The 15,673-nt window shown below is 66.0% G+C and carries 11 protein-coding genes; 4 read left to right on the plus strand and 7 right to left on the minus strand.

Features of this window, described 5'->3' with window-relative positions:
• Positions 1 to 614: 614 nt before the first annotated feature.
• Together EYW47_RS19605 and EYW47_RS19610 are read right to left on the minus strand one after the other, a co-directional pair.
• Entirely contained in the window at positions 615 to 2,090 is a 1,476-nt protein-coding gene (locus tag EYW47_RS19605; RefSeq protein WP_240763803.1) for an amino acid permease, read from the minus strand.
• Positions 2,091 to 2,369: 279 nt separating this feature from the next.
• Positions 2,370 to 3,785, minus strand: coding sequence for an NAD(P)/FAD-dependent oxidoreductase (locus tag EYW47_RS19610; protein ID WP_133196493.1), 1,416 nt, complete (start codon positions 3,783 to 3,785; stop codon positions 2,370 to 2,372).
• A 577-nt stretch (positions 3,786 to 4,362) separates the two neighbouring features.
• Here EYW47_RS19610 and EYW47_RS19615 point away from each other — a divergent pair.
• The 3 genes from EYW47_RS19615 to EYW47_RS19625 all read left to right on the plus strand — a co-directional run bounded on the left by EYW47_RS19615 (position 4,363) and on the right by EYW47_RS19625 (position 8,497).
• Positions 4,363 to 5,178, plus strand: a complete 816-nt coding sequence (locus EYW47_RS19615; RefSeq protein WP_133196494.1) for an IclR family transcriptional regulator — start codon at positions 4,363 to 4,365, stop codon at positions 5,176 to 5,178.
• Positions 5,179 to 5,458: 280 nt separating this feature from the next.
• Entirely contained in the window at positions 5,459 to 7,096 is a 1,638-nt protein-coding gene (locus EYW47_RS19620) for a GMC family oxidoreductase (RefSeq protein ID WP_133196495.1), read from the plus strand.
• A gap of 81 nt (positions 7,097 to 7,177) precedes the next feature.
• On the plus strand, positions 7,178 to 8,497 hold the full coding sequence (locus tag EYW47_RS19625; protein ID WP_205710108.1) for an MFS transporter: 1,320 nt from the start codon (positions 7,178 to 7,180) through the stop codon (positions 8,495 to 8,497).
• A gap of 81 nt (positions 8,498 to 8,578) precedes the next feature.
• Here the strand turns inward: EYW47_RS19625 and EYW47_RS19630 are convergent, their stop codons facing one another.
• From EYW47_RS19630 to EYW47_RS19645, 4 genes are all read right to left on the minus strand, one after another.
• Positions 8,579 to 9,604 (minus strand): CobW family GTP-binding protein, encoded by a 1,026-nt coding sequence (locus tag EYW47_RS19630; RefSeq protein WP_133196496.1) that lies wholly within the window; start codon positions 9,602 to 9,604, stop codon positions 8,579 to 8,581.
• The gene (locus tag EYW47_RS19635; RefSeq protein WP_133196497.1) at positions 9,601 to 11,313 is read right to left on the minus strand and encodes an amidohydrolase; all 1,713 of its coding nucleotides are present in this window, start codon (positions 11,311 to 11,313) and stop codon (positions 9,601 to 9,603) included. Before EYW47_RS19635 ends, EYW47_RS19630 begins: the two co-directional genes overlap by 4 nt.
• 16 nt (positions 11,314 to 11,329) lie before the next feature.
• On the minus strand, positions 11,330 to 12,739 hold the full coding sequence (locus EYW47_RS19640) for a sodium:solute symporter family protein (protein ID WP_133196498.1): 1,410 nt from the start codon (positions 12,737 to 12,739) through the stop codon (positions 11,330 to 11,332).
• Between the two features lie 122 nt (positions 12,740 to 12,861).
• Entirely contained in the window at positions 12,862 to 13,062 is a 201-nt protein-coding gene (locus EYW47_RS19645; protein WP_133196499.1) for a DUF3311 domain-containing protein, read from the minus strand.
• 252 nt (positions 13,063 to 13,314) lie between these two features.
• On the opposite strand from EYW47_RS19645, the gene EYW47_RS19650 reads away from it, so the two are divergent.
• Complete coding sequence (locus tag EYW47_RS19650) at positions 13,315 to 14,232, plus strand: NAD(P)-dependent oxidoreductase (protein ID WP_133196500.1); 918 nt, start codon at positions 13,315 to 13,317, stop codon at positions 14,230 to 14,232.
• A 28-nt stretch (positions 14,233 to 14,260) separates the two neighbouring features.
• On the opposite strand, the gene EYW47_RS19655 is transcribed toward EYW47_RS19650, so the two are convergent.
• Positions 14,261 to 15,643: an MFS transporter gene (locus EYW47_RS19655; protein WP_133196501.1), complete on the minus strand. Its 1,383-nt coding sequence runs from the start codon at positions 15,641 to 15,643 to the stop codon at positions 14,261 to 14,263.
• Positions 15,644 to 15,673: the final 30 nt, after the last annotated feature.

Here is a 15,673-nt window from a genome sequence, read left to right on the forward strand (position 1 = left end):
GAAAGAAAGCGGCTCAAACCGCCAGTGTGACGCCGTCCACCACTGCCCTGTCCATCGGAGCGGCTCCGGGGCATCCGTCACCTCGCACACTCCGCCTGAGTGACAAAGGACTCATCCTTCCCGCCACGCGCTACGCGCGGGCGGAAGGGTCTGCAAGGAAAACCGCGCGTGCTGCCTGGCGAATGCGCGGGAGCACTGCCGCCGAATATGTTGGATTCCTACGGATACTCGAAAGTGCTTCCAGTTGAATACGTTCGAGTCCTACGAATACGCGTATATCCCGATGGTTTTGGTTATACCCCACGGCGCGCGCAGCGCCGCCGGATGAATGAGCCCTTAGTCACTCCCGGTGACGACGCGTGATGACAGACGCCCCGGAGCCGCTCCGATCAAAGTCGAGTGGTGAACTGCGTCACACTGGCGGTTTGAGCGGCTTTCTTTTGCCTACTTTTCTTTGCCGCTGCAAAGAAAAGTAGGTGCCGCCCCGCACAGGGGTAACGCCTGCGGCCCGCCGCGAAAACAAGTTAAGGCCAACCACGTTGTAACACTGCCGGGCAACGCGCCTCGCACCATCGAGCATCGCCCGATGCCGACCCTCCCGGCATCACCAGCCGTCACTCCCCATGAAAGCTACCCGCCCCCGTATCGGCAGCATACTGATCCATCGAATTAGCCGGCCAGGTCAGGAAGCTTTGCTCTTCCTCGCGTCCACGGCCGCGCCGATGGACCCACGCATAGGCCGCGAGCAGCACCGCGAGGCTAACAACACCAAGCCAAAGCGGCTTTCGCTGCTCCGGAATAAACGCCATAGCAACAAGAATACTAACCATGCCGCCAATCGAGAGCCACGTGAGATACGGGAAACACCACATCTTCACGCGCAGCTCACCAACCGCCGACGCATCAAGCCGCTTGCGCAACCGCAGCTGCGAAAGAGCAATCAGCAGATAAACAAAAATCGCAACCGTGCCATACGAATTAACGAGAAACGCGAACACGGTATCCGGCGAAACGTACGACATGACAACCGACACATACCCAAACACCGTGCCAAGCAAGATCGCACGGACCGGCACGCCGCGCCGGCTCACCTTCGCGAGCGCCTTGGGCGCGTCACCATGCCGAGTGAGGGCAAACAGCATGCGCGAGGCGGCATAGAGTCCCGAATTCAGCGCCGAGAGCACGGCGGTCAACACAATCGCATTCATGATGTTGGCAGCGGCAGGCAAGCCCATCACTTCAAGCGCACTCACATAGGGCGTCGACATCTGCGGCGAATTCCACGGCACGAGCGCAACCACGAGCAGCACCGAACCCACATAGAACACGAGCACTCGCGTAATCACCGAATTCGTCGCCTTCGCGACAGCCTTCGCGGGTTCGTGCGCCTCGGCCGCCGCGATCGTGACGATCTCCGCGCCGAAGTAAAAGCCCGTTGCCGCTACCGCGCCACTGAGCACCGGCCCTATCCCCTTCGGCATGAGCCCGCCATGGCCGAGCAGCGTCGGCAACACGGCCGTCGTATGCAGCGACGAAGGCCACAGCCCAAGCACATACAGGCCACCGAGGAACAGAAACACGATGATGGCCGCTACCTTGATCGAGGAGAACCAGAACTCGAATTCGCCGTAGCTGCCCACCGAGATCAGGTTCGTCGCGCTCAGAAGCACGAGCAGCACGAGACTGATCAGCCAGGCCGGCGCGTCCGGTAGCCAGAACTGCACGAGCTTGGCGCCCGCCACCGCCTCCACGGCCACCACGATCACCCAGAAGTACCAGTACATCCAGCCGGTGAGGAAGCCCGCGAGCTTGCCAGGCCCACGCCAGTTCGCAAACGCGAGCCGCGCATATTCGTAGAACGAACCGACTGCCGGCATGGCGCACGCCATCTCGCCAAGCATGCGCATCACCAGCACTACGAGCCCGCCGGTGATGAGAAACGACAGCACCGCGGCCGGCCCTGTCTGCTGGATTACGACGCCACTGCCAACGAACAGACCCGCTCCAATCACGCCGCCTAGCGCGATCATCGTCATGTGGCGCTGCTTGAGCCCGCATTTCAACTGACTATTGTCCATCGAGGGTTGCATGTCACCTCCAGATTCCAAATCCTGATTGTTCGGGTGCGGGCGCGTTCGCGGTACTCCGCGAGGGCGCGGCCTGCACGCGCGCCATCCGTGACGGGGGAACCTGCGCACCTGCGCATGCCCGTTGCCCGGATGGTTGTTATTCGCTGTTGTTTGATTCGTTGTTCGAACGTGTTGCAGCGCGTGTGCGTGCCGCCAGCCATGACCGCTTAAGCCAAGGCCGGGCGGCTCAGACCAAACGGCCCAGACAAAACGGTCCGGACCAATTGTTCCAATCCGCCTTCAGGGCTTCTCGTCGCGCCTGAAGTACTGCAGATAGAGCATGCGCTGCCCGATGCGCCTGAACGGCGCGAACAGATGGCCGGGCAGCGGCGAGGTGAAGATTGGCAGCGTCTGTTGCGCGCCCTTGCCGGCGATGCGCTCCGCGAGACGCCGCCCGGCCTGCTGTGAATACGATACGCCATTGCCGCCATAACCGAGCGCGTAATACACGGACTGGCGCGGATCGGGCTGGCACACGCGCGGCATCATGTCGTGGCTCACGTCCACCCAGCCCCACCATGAGTAGTCGATTTGCACGCCGCGCAGCGCCGGAAACTTGCGCGCCATGCCTTCCTTGAGCAGCTCGAGGTGGCGCGGATTCGGCGCGTCCTGGCCCGTGATCGCGCTGCGGCTGCCGATCTGCAGGCGCCGGTCGGGCAGGAAGCGATAGTAAAAGCGCAGCGTGCGCGTGTCCGTGAGCACCTGGGTCGTGCGGAAGTTGCACGCGGCGATCTCGGCGTCGGTCAGCACACGCGTCACCATCGAGTTCGAGAGGATCGGCATGACCTTGCTGCGCAGCGAAGGATGCAGTGTCTGCGCGGTGTACGCGCCGGTCGCGATGCCGACTGCGCGCGCCCGCACGATCCCGCCCGGCGTGCGCAGGTGATGCACGCCGTTGATGGTTTCCCAGCCCATCACGGGGCTGCTCGTGTGCACCTTCGCACCGGCCGCGCGCGCGAGGCGCAGATAGCCGAACGCAAGCTTCAGTGCATGGATGCCGATGCCCTCGGGCTCGTGCAGCGCGCCGCACGCCTCGTGGTCGTCGATGAATTCGCGGCGGAAGGTCCGCGCGTCGATCAGCTCGGACGGATAGCCGAATACGTCCTTCCAGACCTTCGCCTCGGCGGCGAGCTTGGCCATGATGCGCGGCCGGTGCGCAATCAGGAAGTGGCCGCCCGGCTGCGGATCGCAATCGATCTCGGCGACGAACTCCTTGAAGTGATTGAAGCCCTGCTGGATTTCGTCGTGCATCTTGAGCGCGACGTCCTTGCCCCAGCGCTCGATCCACTGCGAGCGTGACAGGCGGCCCGAGGCGTTCTGCCCCTGCCCGCCGTTGCGGCTGCTGCAGCCCCAGCTCGTGCGGTTCGCCTCGAGCACGACCGCCTTGATGCCGTGCTCGCGTGCGAGGCACAGCGCCGTCGCGAGACCCGTGTAGCCGCCGCCGATGATCGCGACATCGACGTCGATGTCCTTCGTGACGGGGCCATCGTCGGCCGGCGGGGTGCCCGCGGTCCCAACCCAGTAAGTCGGCGCGTAGTCCTTACCGATCCCGGGACCGGGGGACACGAGCGGATCGTAGGTGGGGTCGTACTTGGTGGAGCCCGTGCTGCCGCCGACAAAGCCCGTGGCGGTCGGCTCAATGGTGCTGTATCCCATGATCAATGCTCCGTCGGCCTTATGCACACAACTGCGCACACAACTGCGCACACCACTGCGCAGACAATTGCGCCGCGCCAGGCGCGTGGCGATGCAAGCGGGCGATCCGCCCTAACGGCTTCGTCATGTGCGATTCGTGCCAGTCACGCTGGCCGCGGGCACCGTCGCTTGCGGTGATCGCCACCGCTTCAGGCGCGGTTGCTGCCGACTGCTTTTTCGTCATGCCTGTCTCCCATCCGATGCTTGTCTCTGATCCGATGCAAACCTGCTTTCTTCTTCGATCCAGTCCCGCACGCCTCGTGTCACGTTGGCGTTGCGTTGAAAAAATTGTAGGCAGGTCAAATCTGCGCAGGTAGGACCAGTGGCCTGGTATCGCCTGGTACAGCACGACGCTTCAATGCCCTTGTGCATGGGGGGTATCAGGGTAATCCGGTAGATATCCCGGCGAACTTTCCGCTCGTTCCAGAATGTGCTGGAAAACTCGAACAATTTGTTCCATTATTGCGCCCACCATTCGCTCTGCGCACGCATCAGGCGGCAGGGCAAGCAGACCTGAGTCAAACCCCGGAGGAGACCCATGCGAGACACCGCCCCGGCGGCGCGCGACGAAGCGTCGACGGACGATGCACGCGTGCTGCGCGCGCTCGTCGTGCTGGAGCAACTGGCTGCGGCGGGCCAGCCGTACACGCTGTCCCAGTTGTCCGCGCGTCTGCATATTCCCAAGGCAACGCTGCTCCGGCTCATCGACTCGCTGGAGACGCGCGGCTACGTGGTCCACATGCCCGATTCGCGCGGCCACGACCGCAGCATCGCGCTCGGCCCGCGCGCGGCACAGCTCGCGCTGGCCACGCTCGCCAACAACACGTTCACGCGCTCGTGCCGCGTGCTGCTGCGCGCGCTCGTGGAAGCGCTCGGCGAGACCTGCAACCTCACGGCGCTCGACGGCGACCGTGTGCTCTATATCGAGCGCGTCGAGACCACGGAGCCGCTGCGCATGGAAATGCGCCCAGGCATGCATGTGCCGCTGCACTGCACCGCGAGCGGCAAGCTCTTTCTCTCGCAGATGACGGCGCTCGAGCGCAACACGCTGCTCGAGCGCCTCGTGCTCACGAAGATGACGAATCGCACCCTCACCGACCCGCAGGCGCTCGCAGCGGAGCTCGACCGGCTCGCGGTGCGTGGCATCGGCATCGACAACGAGGAGTTCGTGCGCGGCATGGTGGCCGTCGCGGTGCCGGTGCAGGACCCCGCCAGCAAGCGCGTGCTCGCCGCGCTCGCCGTGCATGCGCCCACTGCGCGCACCACGCTCAACGAGTTGCTGGAAGCCGTTGGCCGTATGCGGGAAACGGCGAGCCGCCTCGCGCCGCTGCTGCAGGGGCTGTCGCTGGCATGAAGGGGCGCTGAGCCGGCGCCACTTTCGTTTCATTCACGCGCGTTTGTGCCCTTCAAGCGCTCATTCAGCGCTCATTCAGCGCTCATTCGGCAGCGCAACACTCGCGCTGCAACGCAGACTTCTGATTCCGTTTCAGCACTTTCCGTTTCACTTTCGGCGGCCGCGCACCATTCGCGCTTGCGGCCGGTCTCCCTATCCCCGACATTGATTCGAAAAACGCGGCACAGGGCGCTACAACAAGCATGCTCCGCCGCGCCAGGAATTCGAGGAGACGGGATTCATGGAATACGAAGTCGACTACCTGATCGTCGGCGCCGGATCGGCGGGCTGCGTGCTCGCCAACCGGCTGAGCGCCGATCCTCGCAACACGGTGCTGCTGCTCGAAGCGGGCGGCGAAGACTCCAACCCGTGGATCCACGTCCCGGTTGGCTACTTCAAGACCATGCACGACCCCACGCTCGACTGGTGCTATCGCACCGAGCCCGACGAAGGCGTGGCCGGCCGCCAGATCGACTGGCCGCGCGGCAAGGTGCTCGGCGGATCGAGCTCGCTCAACGGCCTGCTCTACGTGCGCGGACAACGTGAGGATTACGACCGATGGGCCGCACTCGGCAACCGCGGCTGGCGTTACGCCGACGTGCTGCCCTACTTCAGGAAGTCCGAGGACCAGGAGCGCGGCGCGAACGAATGGCACGGCACCGGCGGCCCGCTCAAGGTCTCCGACCTGCGGCTGCGCCGCCCCATTGCCGATCACTTCATCGCCGCCGCGCAGGACATCGGCATCCCGCTCAACCAGGACTACAACGGCGCGACGCAGGAAGGCGTCGGCTACTTCCAGCAGACCGCGTACAAGGGTTTTCGCTGGAGCACCGCGAAGGGCTTTCTCAAGCCCGCGCGCCATCGCGACAACCTGGTCGTGGCGACGCGCGCGCAAGCATGCCGGGTTTTATTCGAGGGGCGCCGCGCGGTGGGCGTGGAATACCTGCAAGACGGCGAGCGCAAGCGGGCGCGCGCGCGCGTCGAGGTCATTCTCGCTTCCGGCGCGATCGGCTCGCCACAGATTCTTCAGCATTCCGGTGTGGGCCCGGCGGAGGTACTGCGCAATGCCGGCGTGCCTGTGCTGCACGAACTGGCTGGCGTCGGACAGAACCTGCAGGACCATCTCCAGGTGCGGCTCGTGTTCCGCACGCGCGAGCGCACCCTCAACGACGAAGTCAATCACCCGCTGCGCAAGGCGTGGATCGGGCTGCAATATGCGCTCTGGCGCACCGGGCCGCTCACGCTCGCCGCAAGCCAGGTGGCGATCTTCACGCGCTCGAACCCAGATGTCGAGCGCCCGGACATCCAGTTCCACATGCAGCCGCTGAGCGCCGACAAGCCTGGCAAGGGCGCGCATCCGTTCTCGGCCTTCACGGCGTCGGTCTGCCAGTTGAGGCCGTACAGCCGCGGCAGTGTCGAGATCAGCTCGGCCGACCCGCTCGCCTATCCGGCCATCCACGCGAACTATCTGTCCGATGAACGCGACCACCCCGTTGTGATCGGCGGCGTGAGGGTGGCGCGCCGCATTGCGGCCGCGCCTTCGCTTGCGCCGCACATCGTCTCCGAGTTCGTGCCGGGCGCGCAGTACCAGAGCGACGCCGAGTTGCTGGAGGCGGCGCGCCGCTACAGCCAGTCCATCTACCACCCGGCGGGCACCTGCAAGATGGGCCACGATGCGCTCGCAGTCGTCGACGACCGATTGCGCGTGCACGGCCTCGGCGGCCTGCGCGTGGTGGATGCGTCGATCATGCCGGAACTCGTCTCCGGCAACACCAATGCCCCCGTCATCATGATCGCCGAGAAAGCCGCCGACATGATTCTCGAGGACCGCCCGGCACTCGCCGCGCAGCGAAAGGAGCACGCCGAAGCGCACGTCTGACGCGCGCAATCACGCGGAGCACGCAGGACGCAGGACGCAGAAGAAAGAAAGGATACCTGATCATATAATCTGGAGACAGCCATGAACGCATTGCCTCGGGCCGACGCCCGGCAGATGAGACGTGTGGTCGTCGCGAGCCTGATTGGCGCGACCATCGAGTGGTATGACTTCTTCCTCTACGGCGTGGTCGCCGGCATTGTTTTCAACAAGCTCTATTTCCCGAGCGGCGATCCTCTCATCTCGACCATGCTCGCCTATGGCACCTTCGCCGTCGGCTTCCTGAGCCGCCCGCTGGGCGGGATGATCTTCGGCCACTTTGGCGACCGGCTAGGGCGCAAGAGCATGCTGGTGATGACGCTTTCCATCATGGGCGTGGCGACGGTGCTGATCGGCACCGTGCCGACCTACGCGCAGATCGGCCTCTGGGCGCCCTCGCTGCTGCTCGTCCTGCGTGTCGCACAGGGCCTGGGTCTCGGCGGCGAATGGGGCGGCGCCGTGCTCATGGCGTTCGAATATGCGCCCGAGGGCAAGCGCGGCTTCTTCGCGAGCATTCCACAGGTCGGTCTTGCAATCGGGCTGTGCCTCGCCTCGGGCGTGGTCGCCGTGCTGTCTTCCACGCTCAGCAATGCGCAGTTCCTCGCCTGGGGCTGGCGCGTCGCGTTCTTTCTCTCCTTCGCGCTCGTGGCGATCGGCATGTACATCCGCCTGCGCGTGATGGAAACGCCCGAGTTCGAACGCGTGAAGCAGTCCGGCGCCGAGATTCGCGTGCCGATTGCCGAGGTGCTCACCCGCTACCCCGGCAACGTGCTCGCGGGCATGGGCGCCCGCTTCATCGACGGCGTGTTCTTCAACGTCTTCGCCGTGTTCACGATCGCCTACCTCACGCAAACGCTCAAGCTCTCGCGCACCGACGCCCTGCTCGCCGTCATGGCCGCCGCCTTCGTGATGATCTTCACGATTCCGTTGTTCGGCCGGCTCTCGGATCGGGTCGGCCGCACGCGCATCTATTTCTGGGGCTCGCTGCTCACGGGATTTTCCTCGTTCTTCGGCTTCTGGCTCATGAAGCACAGCGGCGGTGAGCCCTTGCTCGTGTGGATTGCCGTGATCGTCCCGCTCGGCGTCGTGTATGCGTCGGTGTACGGTCCGGAGGCGGCGCTCTTCGCGGAGCTTTTCGACGCCAATGTGCGTTATTCCGGCATCTCGTTCGTGTATCAGTTCTCCGGGATCTTTGCGAGCGGCGTCAGCCCGATCATGGCGACATGGCTGTTGCAGCGTAATGGCGGCGACCCGTGGCTCATCTGTGTCTATACACTGTGCGCGGGTCTGGTGAGCGCGCTTTCGGCCGCGTGGATGGGGCGCAGGCAACATTCGCGGCGCGTAGCGATGGGTGGGGTGCGGTAAACACGTCGAGCGCGTGCATTCGCGTATGAACCGGAAGTGGGCCTCGCGCACCGGGCCTGCCTGCCCGGTGCCGCGCGGCGCTTACGTATGTGCGACCTGCAGGAGGCACTCATGGAGCCCATCGCGCAACATCGCTTCGGTCTCCAAATCGATGAAGCCGATGAACACGATTGTGCTCTCCGCGCTCTCACTCCCCTGCTCGCTTTGCGTCGCCGCCGTCATGCGCAGCCGCCGCGCCGCCACCTGGCACACGCGCGTCGTGATATCGCCCTGCGCATCGGCAACGCGCACAAAGCCCTTCGCGCGCAGCACCGTGCGCGGCAGCGCCTTGAGCCACGCGCGCAGGCGCGCCTTGTCCAGCACCTCGGGCACGGCAATCGCCACGCTCGTGAATGCCGGCATGGGCGGCGCCACGGCACGGCGCTGCCAGCGCCCCGCGTCGGCGAGCGCGCGCCGCTCGGGCACGCTGGCGTCGAACAGCAACGCAAGCGGCACGCGCCCATGATCGGCAGCCACGACGATATCGGTGGGCGCGAGCGCGCGCACGTCGGCGACGGCCCGCTCGCGCGCCCCTGCCTCGATCAGGTCGAGCTTGGTGACGATCACCGCGCTCGCGCTGTCGATCTGCTGTTGCGCCATCGCGCCCACGAGCGGATCGGCGAGCGTGTGCACGAGCTCGAGCGCGTCGGCGATCACGAGCACCGCGGTGAGGCGGAACGCGCCGTTGAGCAAGCCCACCTGCGCGATCTTCGCCGGATCCGATACGCCGCTCGCCTCGATCAGCAGCAGGTCCGGCCGCTCTTCGCGCGCGGCCAGGCGTCCGAGCGCATCGACGAGCGCGCCGCCGATGGTGCAGCAGATGCAGCCGTTGTCGAGCTCGATCACATCGTCGCTGCGCGCACGCACGAGTCGAGCGTCGATGTTCACGGCGCCGAAGTCATTCACGAGCACCGCGATGCGCTTGCCGTGCGGCGCCTCCAGCAGCCGGTTGACCACCGTGGTCTTGCCCGCCCCGAGATAGCCCCCGACCACGGCCAGGTCGATTGGCGCCCGCTCCGGCGCACGGTTCACCGCAAGCACGGGAGATGGCGCGGCAGCGGCTTTCATCGCGGCGCGCGCAGCACACGTCCGCCGAGCACCGTGCCCCACACGGGCACGTCCTTCAGGCGCTCGGGCGCACAGGTGCTCGGGTCTTCGTCGAGCACCGCGAAATCGGCGAACTTGCCCACCTCGATGCTGCCGATCAGATGATCGAGGCGCAGCGTATAAGCGGCGCCCAGCGTGATCGCGTGCAGCGCCTCTTGCACACTCAGGCGCTCTGCCTCGCCGAGCACGCGCCCCGACGCCGTCTCGCGCCGCACCGCGCACCATGCCGTAAAGAGCGGGCTCAGCGCCGTGATGGGCGCATCGGAATGCAGCGCGTAGGGAATGCCGATGCGCTGCGCCGAACCCGCAGGGTCCATGCGGTTCGCGCGATCCGGGCCCATGGTCTGGCTATAGTGCGCATCGCCCCAGTAGTAAATGTGATTCGCGAAGAAGTTCACGCACAGGCCGAGCGCACGGATGCGCCGCAACTGTGCCGCGTCCGCCATCTGGCAGTGCTGCAGCGTGTGCCGGTGGTCGGGGCGCGGGTGCCGTGCGAGCAAGGTTGCGAGCGCATCGAGCACGACCTCGGTTGCCTCGTCGCCATTGGTGTGGATATGCAGCTGCAGCCCCGCGCAATGGTACGGCTCGAACACCTCGACCAGCTGCTCGGGCGGAATCAGCCAAAGCCCGTTGGGCTGCCCGCCCGCGTAGCCGGGCCAGCGCACGCGCGCGGTGAAGCCCTGGATCGATCCGTCGACGATGAACTTCACCGGCCCGAAGCGCAGCTTGTCCGTGTTGCCAGCCATGGCCTCCAGCACGCCGGCCGCGCGCTGTGCGGGATTGCGCTGCGGCGCGAACGCGGGCACGATCCGCACCGGGTAGTCGGGATCGGCGGTCACGCTGTGCAAGGTCCGGTTGCCCTCGGGCGAAAGGTCGTTGACGAGATCGGTGGCCGTCGTCACGCCCGCGAGCTGCGCCACGCGCCCGAAATTCCAGACCGCGTGCGGCTTTTCGCTGGCCGCGATCGCGAGCTTGCCGCCTATCACCTGATAAATCGGGAACATCGCGGCGAATTCCTGCAGCTCGCCCGTGGGCTGGCCGTCTGCGTCGCGCGCAATGCCGTCGATGTCCGTGTCCTCGTCGATGCCCGCCAGCGCGAGCATCGCGCTATTCACGTTCATCAAGTGCACGCTCGCATGCAGGATCGCAATCGGGCGGCTCGCCGAGACCTTGTCGAGCTCGCGCGTCGTGAGGCGCGACGCGCCGAAGTAGATCGGATCGAAGCCCCAGGCGAGCAGTGGGCCGTCGTCGGTCATGGCGCGCTCGGCCTCGGCCAGACGCGCGAGCACCGCGTCGAGCGAGCGCAGGCCGGGCCACAGCGTGCCGTCCGGGCCGCGCCGGTCGTAGTAGCCAACGTAGGCCGCGTCCCATACCGCGCCTTCCATCAGGTGGCAGTGCCCTTCCACGAGCCCGGGCATCAGCACCTTGTCGCCCAGCGTCTCGTCCAGTGCATACGCACCGAATTGCGCCTTCCACTGCGCGGCGTCTTCGCTTGTGCCCACCGCGAGAATGCGGCCGTCGCGCACAGCCACATGCGTCGCGTGCGGTTGGCTCGGGTTAAGCGTGAGGATGCGGCGCGCCGCGAATACCGTGACCGGGCCAGCCGTGTCGGCTGACTGGCGGGACCGTTCGCTCTGTACCGACGACGAAGACGATGCGTGCGGATTCATTGACAGGCTCGACTCTCTATGAATGGTGAACGGGATCGGGCATGGCGTAGCGCCGCCCGGACGGCCGCATCAGGATGTGCCCCACGCAGAGCACGAGCACATTCACACCAAGGCAAACGAGTCCCAGATTGACGCCGCCGAAGCCGATGTGCAGCGCATAGCACACGATCGCAAGGCCCTGGCCGCAGACGATGCCAGCGGCCACCGCGCCGGGCCGCACACGGCGCCCCGCGAGCAGGATCAGCATGCCGGGCAGGAACTGCGTTACGCCATAGTACGTCGTGTTGATGAGCGAGAGCATGAGATTGGGCGTGAGCAGCGTGGTCGCGATCGACACCATCAGGTACGCCACGATCACGAATTTGGCGGTGCGCTTCTGGCGCGCCTCGGGCAGGTTCGGCATGAGGTTGCGCGTGACGATCGGCCCGATCGCGAGGCAGATGCCCGCCAGCACGAGCAGCCCCGAAAGCGCGGCGCCGGCGGCGACGAGGCCGAGCAACCAGTCGGGCAGCAGGTGGACGGCGGCCGCGAAGAACGCATCGTTGGGCGAGGCGAGCTTCAGGTTCGCGCTGATCGCATAGTACGAGGCCACCACGAGGAACGGGTACATCAGCATGTAGAGCGGCATCGCAATCTGCGTGCGGCGGATCGTATTGGGCCCGCGCGCGGTGAAGAAACCCTGCGCGGCGAACGGCATCATGTAGAAGCCGAGCGACTGGAACAGCATCGTGCTCATGGAGAAGCGCAGCTGCGGCGCGGTCATGGCGTTGCTCACCTGGTGGCTCGCGGCCTGGAACACCTCGTGGGTGCCGCCCGCCATCCATGCGGCGGCCACGCCCGTGACGACGATTGCGAGCAGCATCAGGATGTCCTTGAGCACGGCGATCCAGGCCGAGGCGCGCACGCCGGAAATGGCGATATAGGTGAAGGCCAGCGCGGCGCACACGACGATCATCCAGACCGGCTCGATGTGCCAGCCCAAGCCCTTGAGCGCGGCGGCAAGTCCCGTGAACTGCAGCTCGCCCCAGGGAATCAGGAACAGAATCGATGAGCCCGCAACGATCAGCTCGAGCGCGCGGCTGCGGTAGTGGCCTTTGAAGAGGTCCGCCTGCGTGATCGCGTTATGGAGCTTGCCGGCCTCCCAGATGCGCGGGCCGATGAAATAGCCGATGGGGTAAGCAAGCAGGATATAGCCGAGGAACCAGACGCCATAGGTCGGCCCCTTCGCATAGATGCCGCCCGGAAAGCCCACCATCGTGCCGATGCTGTAGATCTCGCCCGCCGTGAGGAAGAACACGAGCGCGACGCCGAACTGGCGCGAGGCGACGAAGAAGTCGTGCACGCTTTGCTTGCCGTGGCCGCGACGGGAGCGGATGGCGAGGTACAACGAAAACGCGATCAGAAGGGAAAAGACGAGAGTGGACATGCACGGCACTCCGCAATGGCGACATCAGGATGGGCGGCGGGGAACGTGGCGAGCGGGCTGACGGGCTAACGGGTTACCACGTTTCTTGCGCCGGTCAGGGCCGGCTTGCGCTGGCGAGCGCGTCAAGCCTCGTTCGCGTAGCGATGCCGGTCGAAGCAGCGCCAGCAAATGAAGAGGCACGCGGAGGTCAGCAGGAACCAGGCGAAGATCCACGCGTAAATGAAGGGCACGCCGAAGACATAGCGGTCCTGCGCCGCCACCCAGGGCAGCATGCCGACGACGCCCAGAAAAGGGATGCCGATTCCGATCAGATACCTGAGCATTGGTGTCTCCATGTGTGTCGACCCGAGATCGTCATACTGTTTATGAATCGAGTATGGGCGGACAAAAACACCGGCCGTTAGTACCAGATGCGGGCAATCGTTGAGTCCAACGTACGTCGAGACGAAGAGCCGGCAGGCGGGAGCGCCAACAGCGCCACCAAAGACAACACCAAAGGCCCCATCGAAGCCACCAGGCGATAGCTGACATAATGAGGCCCGCCCCTTTCTTCACACTACCCCCAAGGAGCCGCTGTGAGCCAATCCGCAACCTCGTCCACACCCAACCCGGTACGCCGCGTCGCGTTCCTTGGGCTCGGCGTGATGGGCTATCCGATGGCCGGTCATCTCGCGAAGGCCGGGCTCGACGTGGCCGTCTACAACCGCACCGGCGCCAGGGCCGCGCAATGGGTGGCCGAATACGGCGGGCGCTCGGCCGCGACGCCGCGCGAAGCGGCCCAGGGCGCCGAACTGGTGCTCGCGTGCGTCGGCAATGACGACGACCTGCGCAGCATCGCGCTCGGCCCGGACGGCGCCTTCGCCGGCATGGCGCGCGACACCGTGTTCGTCGACCACACGACCGCCTCGGCCAACGTGGCTCGCGAGCTCTCAGAGCGTGCCGCGCCGCTCGGCCTGCATTTCATCGACGCGCCGGTTTCGGGCGGCCAGTCGGGCGCCCAGAACGGCAAGCTCACGATCATGTGCGGCGGCGACGCCGCGAGCTTCGCACGCGCCGAGCCGACGCTCGCCCACTACGCGGCGGCCGTCACGCTGATCGGCGCGGCGGGCGCGGGGCAGCTTGCGAAGATGGTCAATCAGATCGCCGTCGCTGGCGTCGTTCAGGGCCTCGCAGAAGCGATCAACTTCGGCGAGCGCGCGGGCCTCGACATGGCGCTGGTGCTCGACGTGATCGGCAAGGGGGCCGCGGCGAGCTGGCAGATGGAAAACCGCGGCCAGACGATGATGGCGGGCGAGTTCGACTACGGCTTCGCCGTGGACTGGATGCGCAAGGACCTCGGCTTTTGTCTGGACGAAGCGAAGCGCAACGGCGCGGCGCTGCCGGTCACCGCGCTCATCGACCAGTTCTACGGCGACGTGCAGCGCCTCGGCGGCAGCCGCTTCGACACGTCGAGCCTGATCTGGCGCCTGCGCAAGCTCGACGGCGGCGCGTAGCGCCCTGGCGCCTTATCCCCTTAACCCCTTAGCGCCACCACCGCAGCGGCCGCCGCAAGGTGTGCCGCTCGAGCCGCACCGCGGGCATCGAGTCGAGGAACGCGAAGGCGCCGGCATCCGCGGTGCCCATGCGCCGCTCGCGCTCCTCGTCGGCTTCGACCGTGCGGCCCGGATCGATGAAGAGCGCCGCGACGATGCCGAGCGCGAGCAGCCCCGCCGAGATGGTGAACGGCACGTTATAGCTGCCGGTGCGCTCGATCAGGTAGCCGAACACGACCGGCGAGACCATGCCGGCGATGCCGAAGCCCGTGTTCATCATGCCGCCCGCCGTGCCCGCGTATTTGCCAGCGATGTCGAGCGGCAGCGTCCACAGCACCGGGTTCGTGATCTCGAGGAAGAAGAACGACGCGGAGAGAAAGATCACCGCGACCATCGGGTTGGTGGCGGACACCATCGGCAGCAGGAACGCGAGCGAGCCGCCCATGCCTGTGACGAGCACCGCGCACCGCGCAAAGCGCAGGCGGCCCGTCCATTTGAAGAGCCGGTCCGAGACCACGCCGCCCAGCGTGTCGCCCACCACGCCCGCGAGCAGCGGCAGCGCCGTGAAGAGCGCGAGCTGCTTGAGGTCGAAGCCGCGCGACTCCTTCAGATAGGAAGGCAGCCACGTCAGATAGACCCACAGCAGCCAGCCGTAGCAGAAGTCGACGAACGTCACGAGCCACATGCGCCGCATGAGCTTGCGCCACGGCGTGGGCATGCGCTTCGCGCGCTCGCAGTCGCCGCGCCGGTAGCCGATCTCGGCCGTCTCCTCCGGCGTGACGCGCCGGTTCTGCTCGGGCGAATTCGTGAATATGCACAGATAGAGCACGGTCCACGCGAGGCTCGCGACGCCGAGCAGGATGAAGGCGTCGCGCCAGCCGCCCGCGACCACCACCGCGAGCACGAGCGGCGGCGTGATCGCGCCGCCAAGGCGCGCGAAGCTGTGCGTGATGCCCTGCGCGAAACCGCGCTCGCCCACGGGCATCCAATAGGTGAAGGCGCGCGTGGCGGTGGGAAACGCCCCGCCCTCGCCCACGCCTAGCGCGAAGCGCAGCAGCACCAGCATCGCGACGCCGCCGGCAAAGCCCGTTGCGAGCGTCGCGGCGCCCCAGATCAGCGAGAGCACCGTGAGCACGAGCTTGGGACCGTATTTGTCCGAGAGCCAGCCGCCGATGATCTGCATCGCGGCGTACGGGTACGCGAACGCCGAAAACACGAGGCCGAGCTGCACCGTGGTGAGGCCCATTTCGTGGCGAATCAGCGGCCCGGCGACTGCGATGTTCACGCGATCGATGTATGAGATGAAATACATCAGACACATGACCGCCAGAATGATATGGCGCGTCTTGATACGCTGCGCATGCTGTTTCATGGTGTCTCCTGCCTTATTGTGTGTCCGGAA

This window comes from Paraburkholderia silviterrae (assembly GCF_004353915.1).
Classification (GTDB): Bacteria; Pseudomonadota; Gammaproteobacteria; order Burkholderiales; family Burkholderiaceae; genus Paraburkholderia; species Paraburkholderia silviterrae.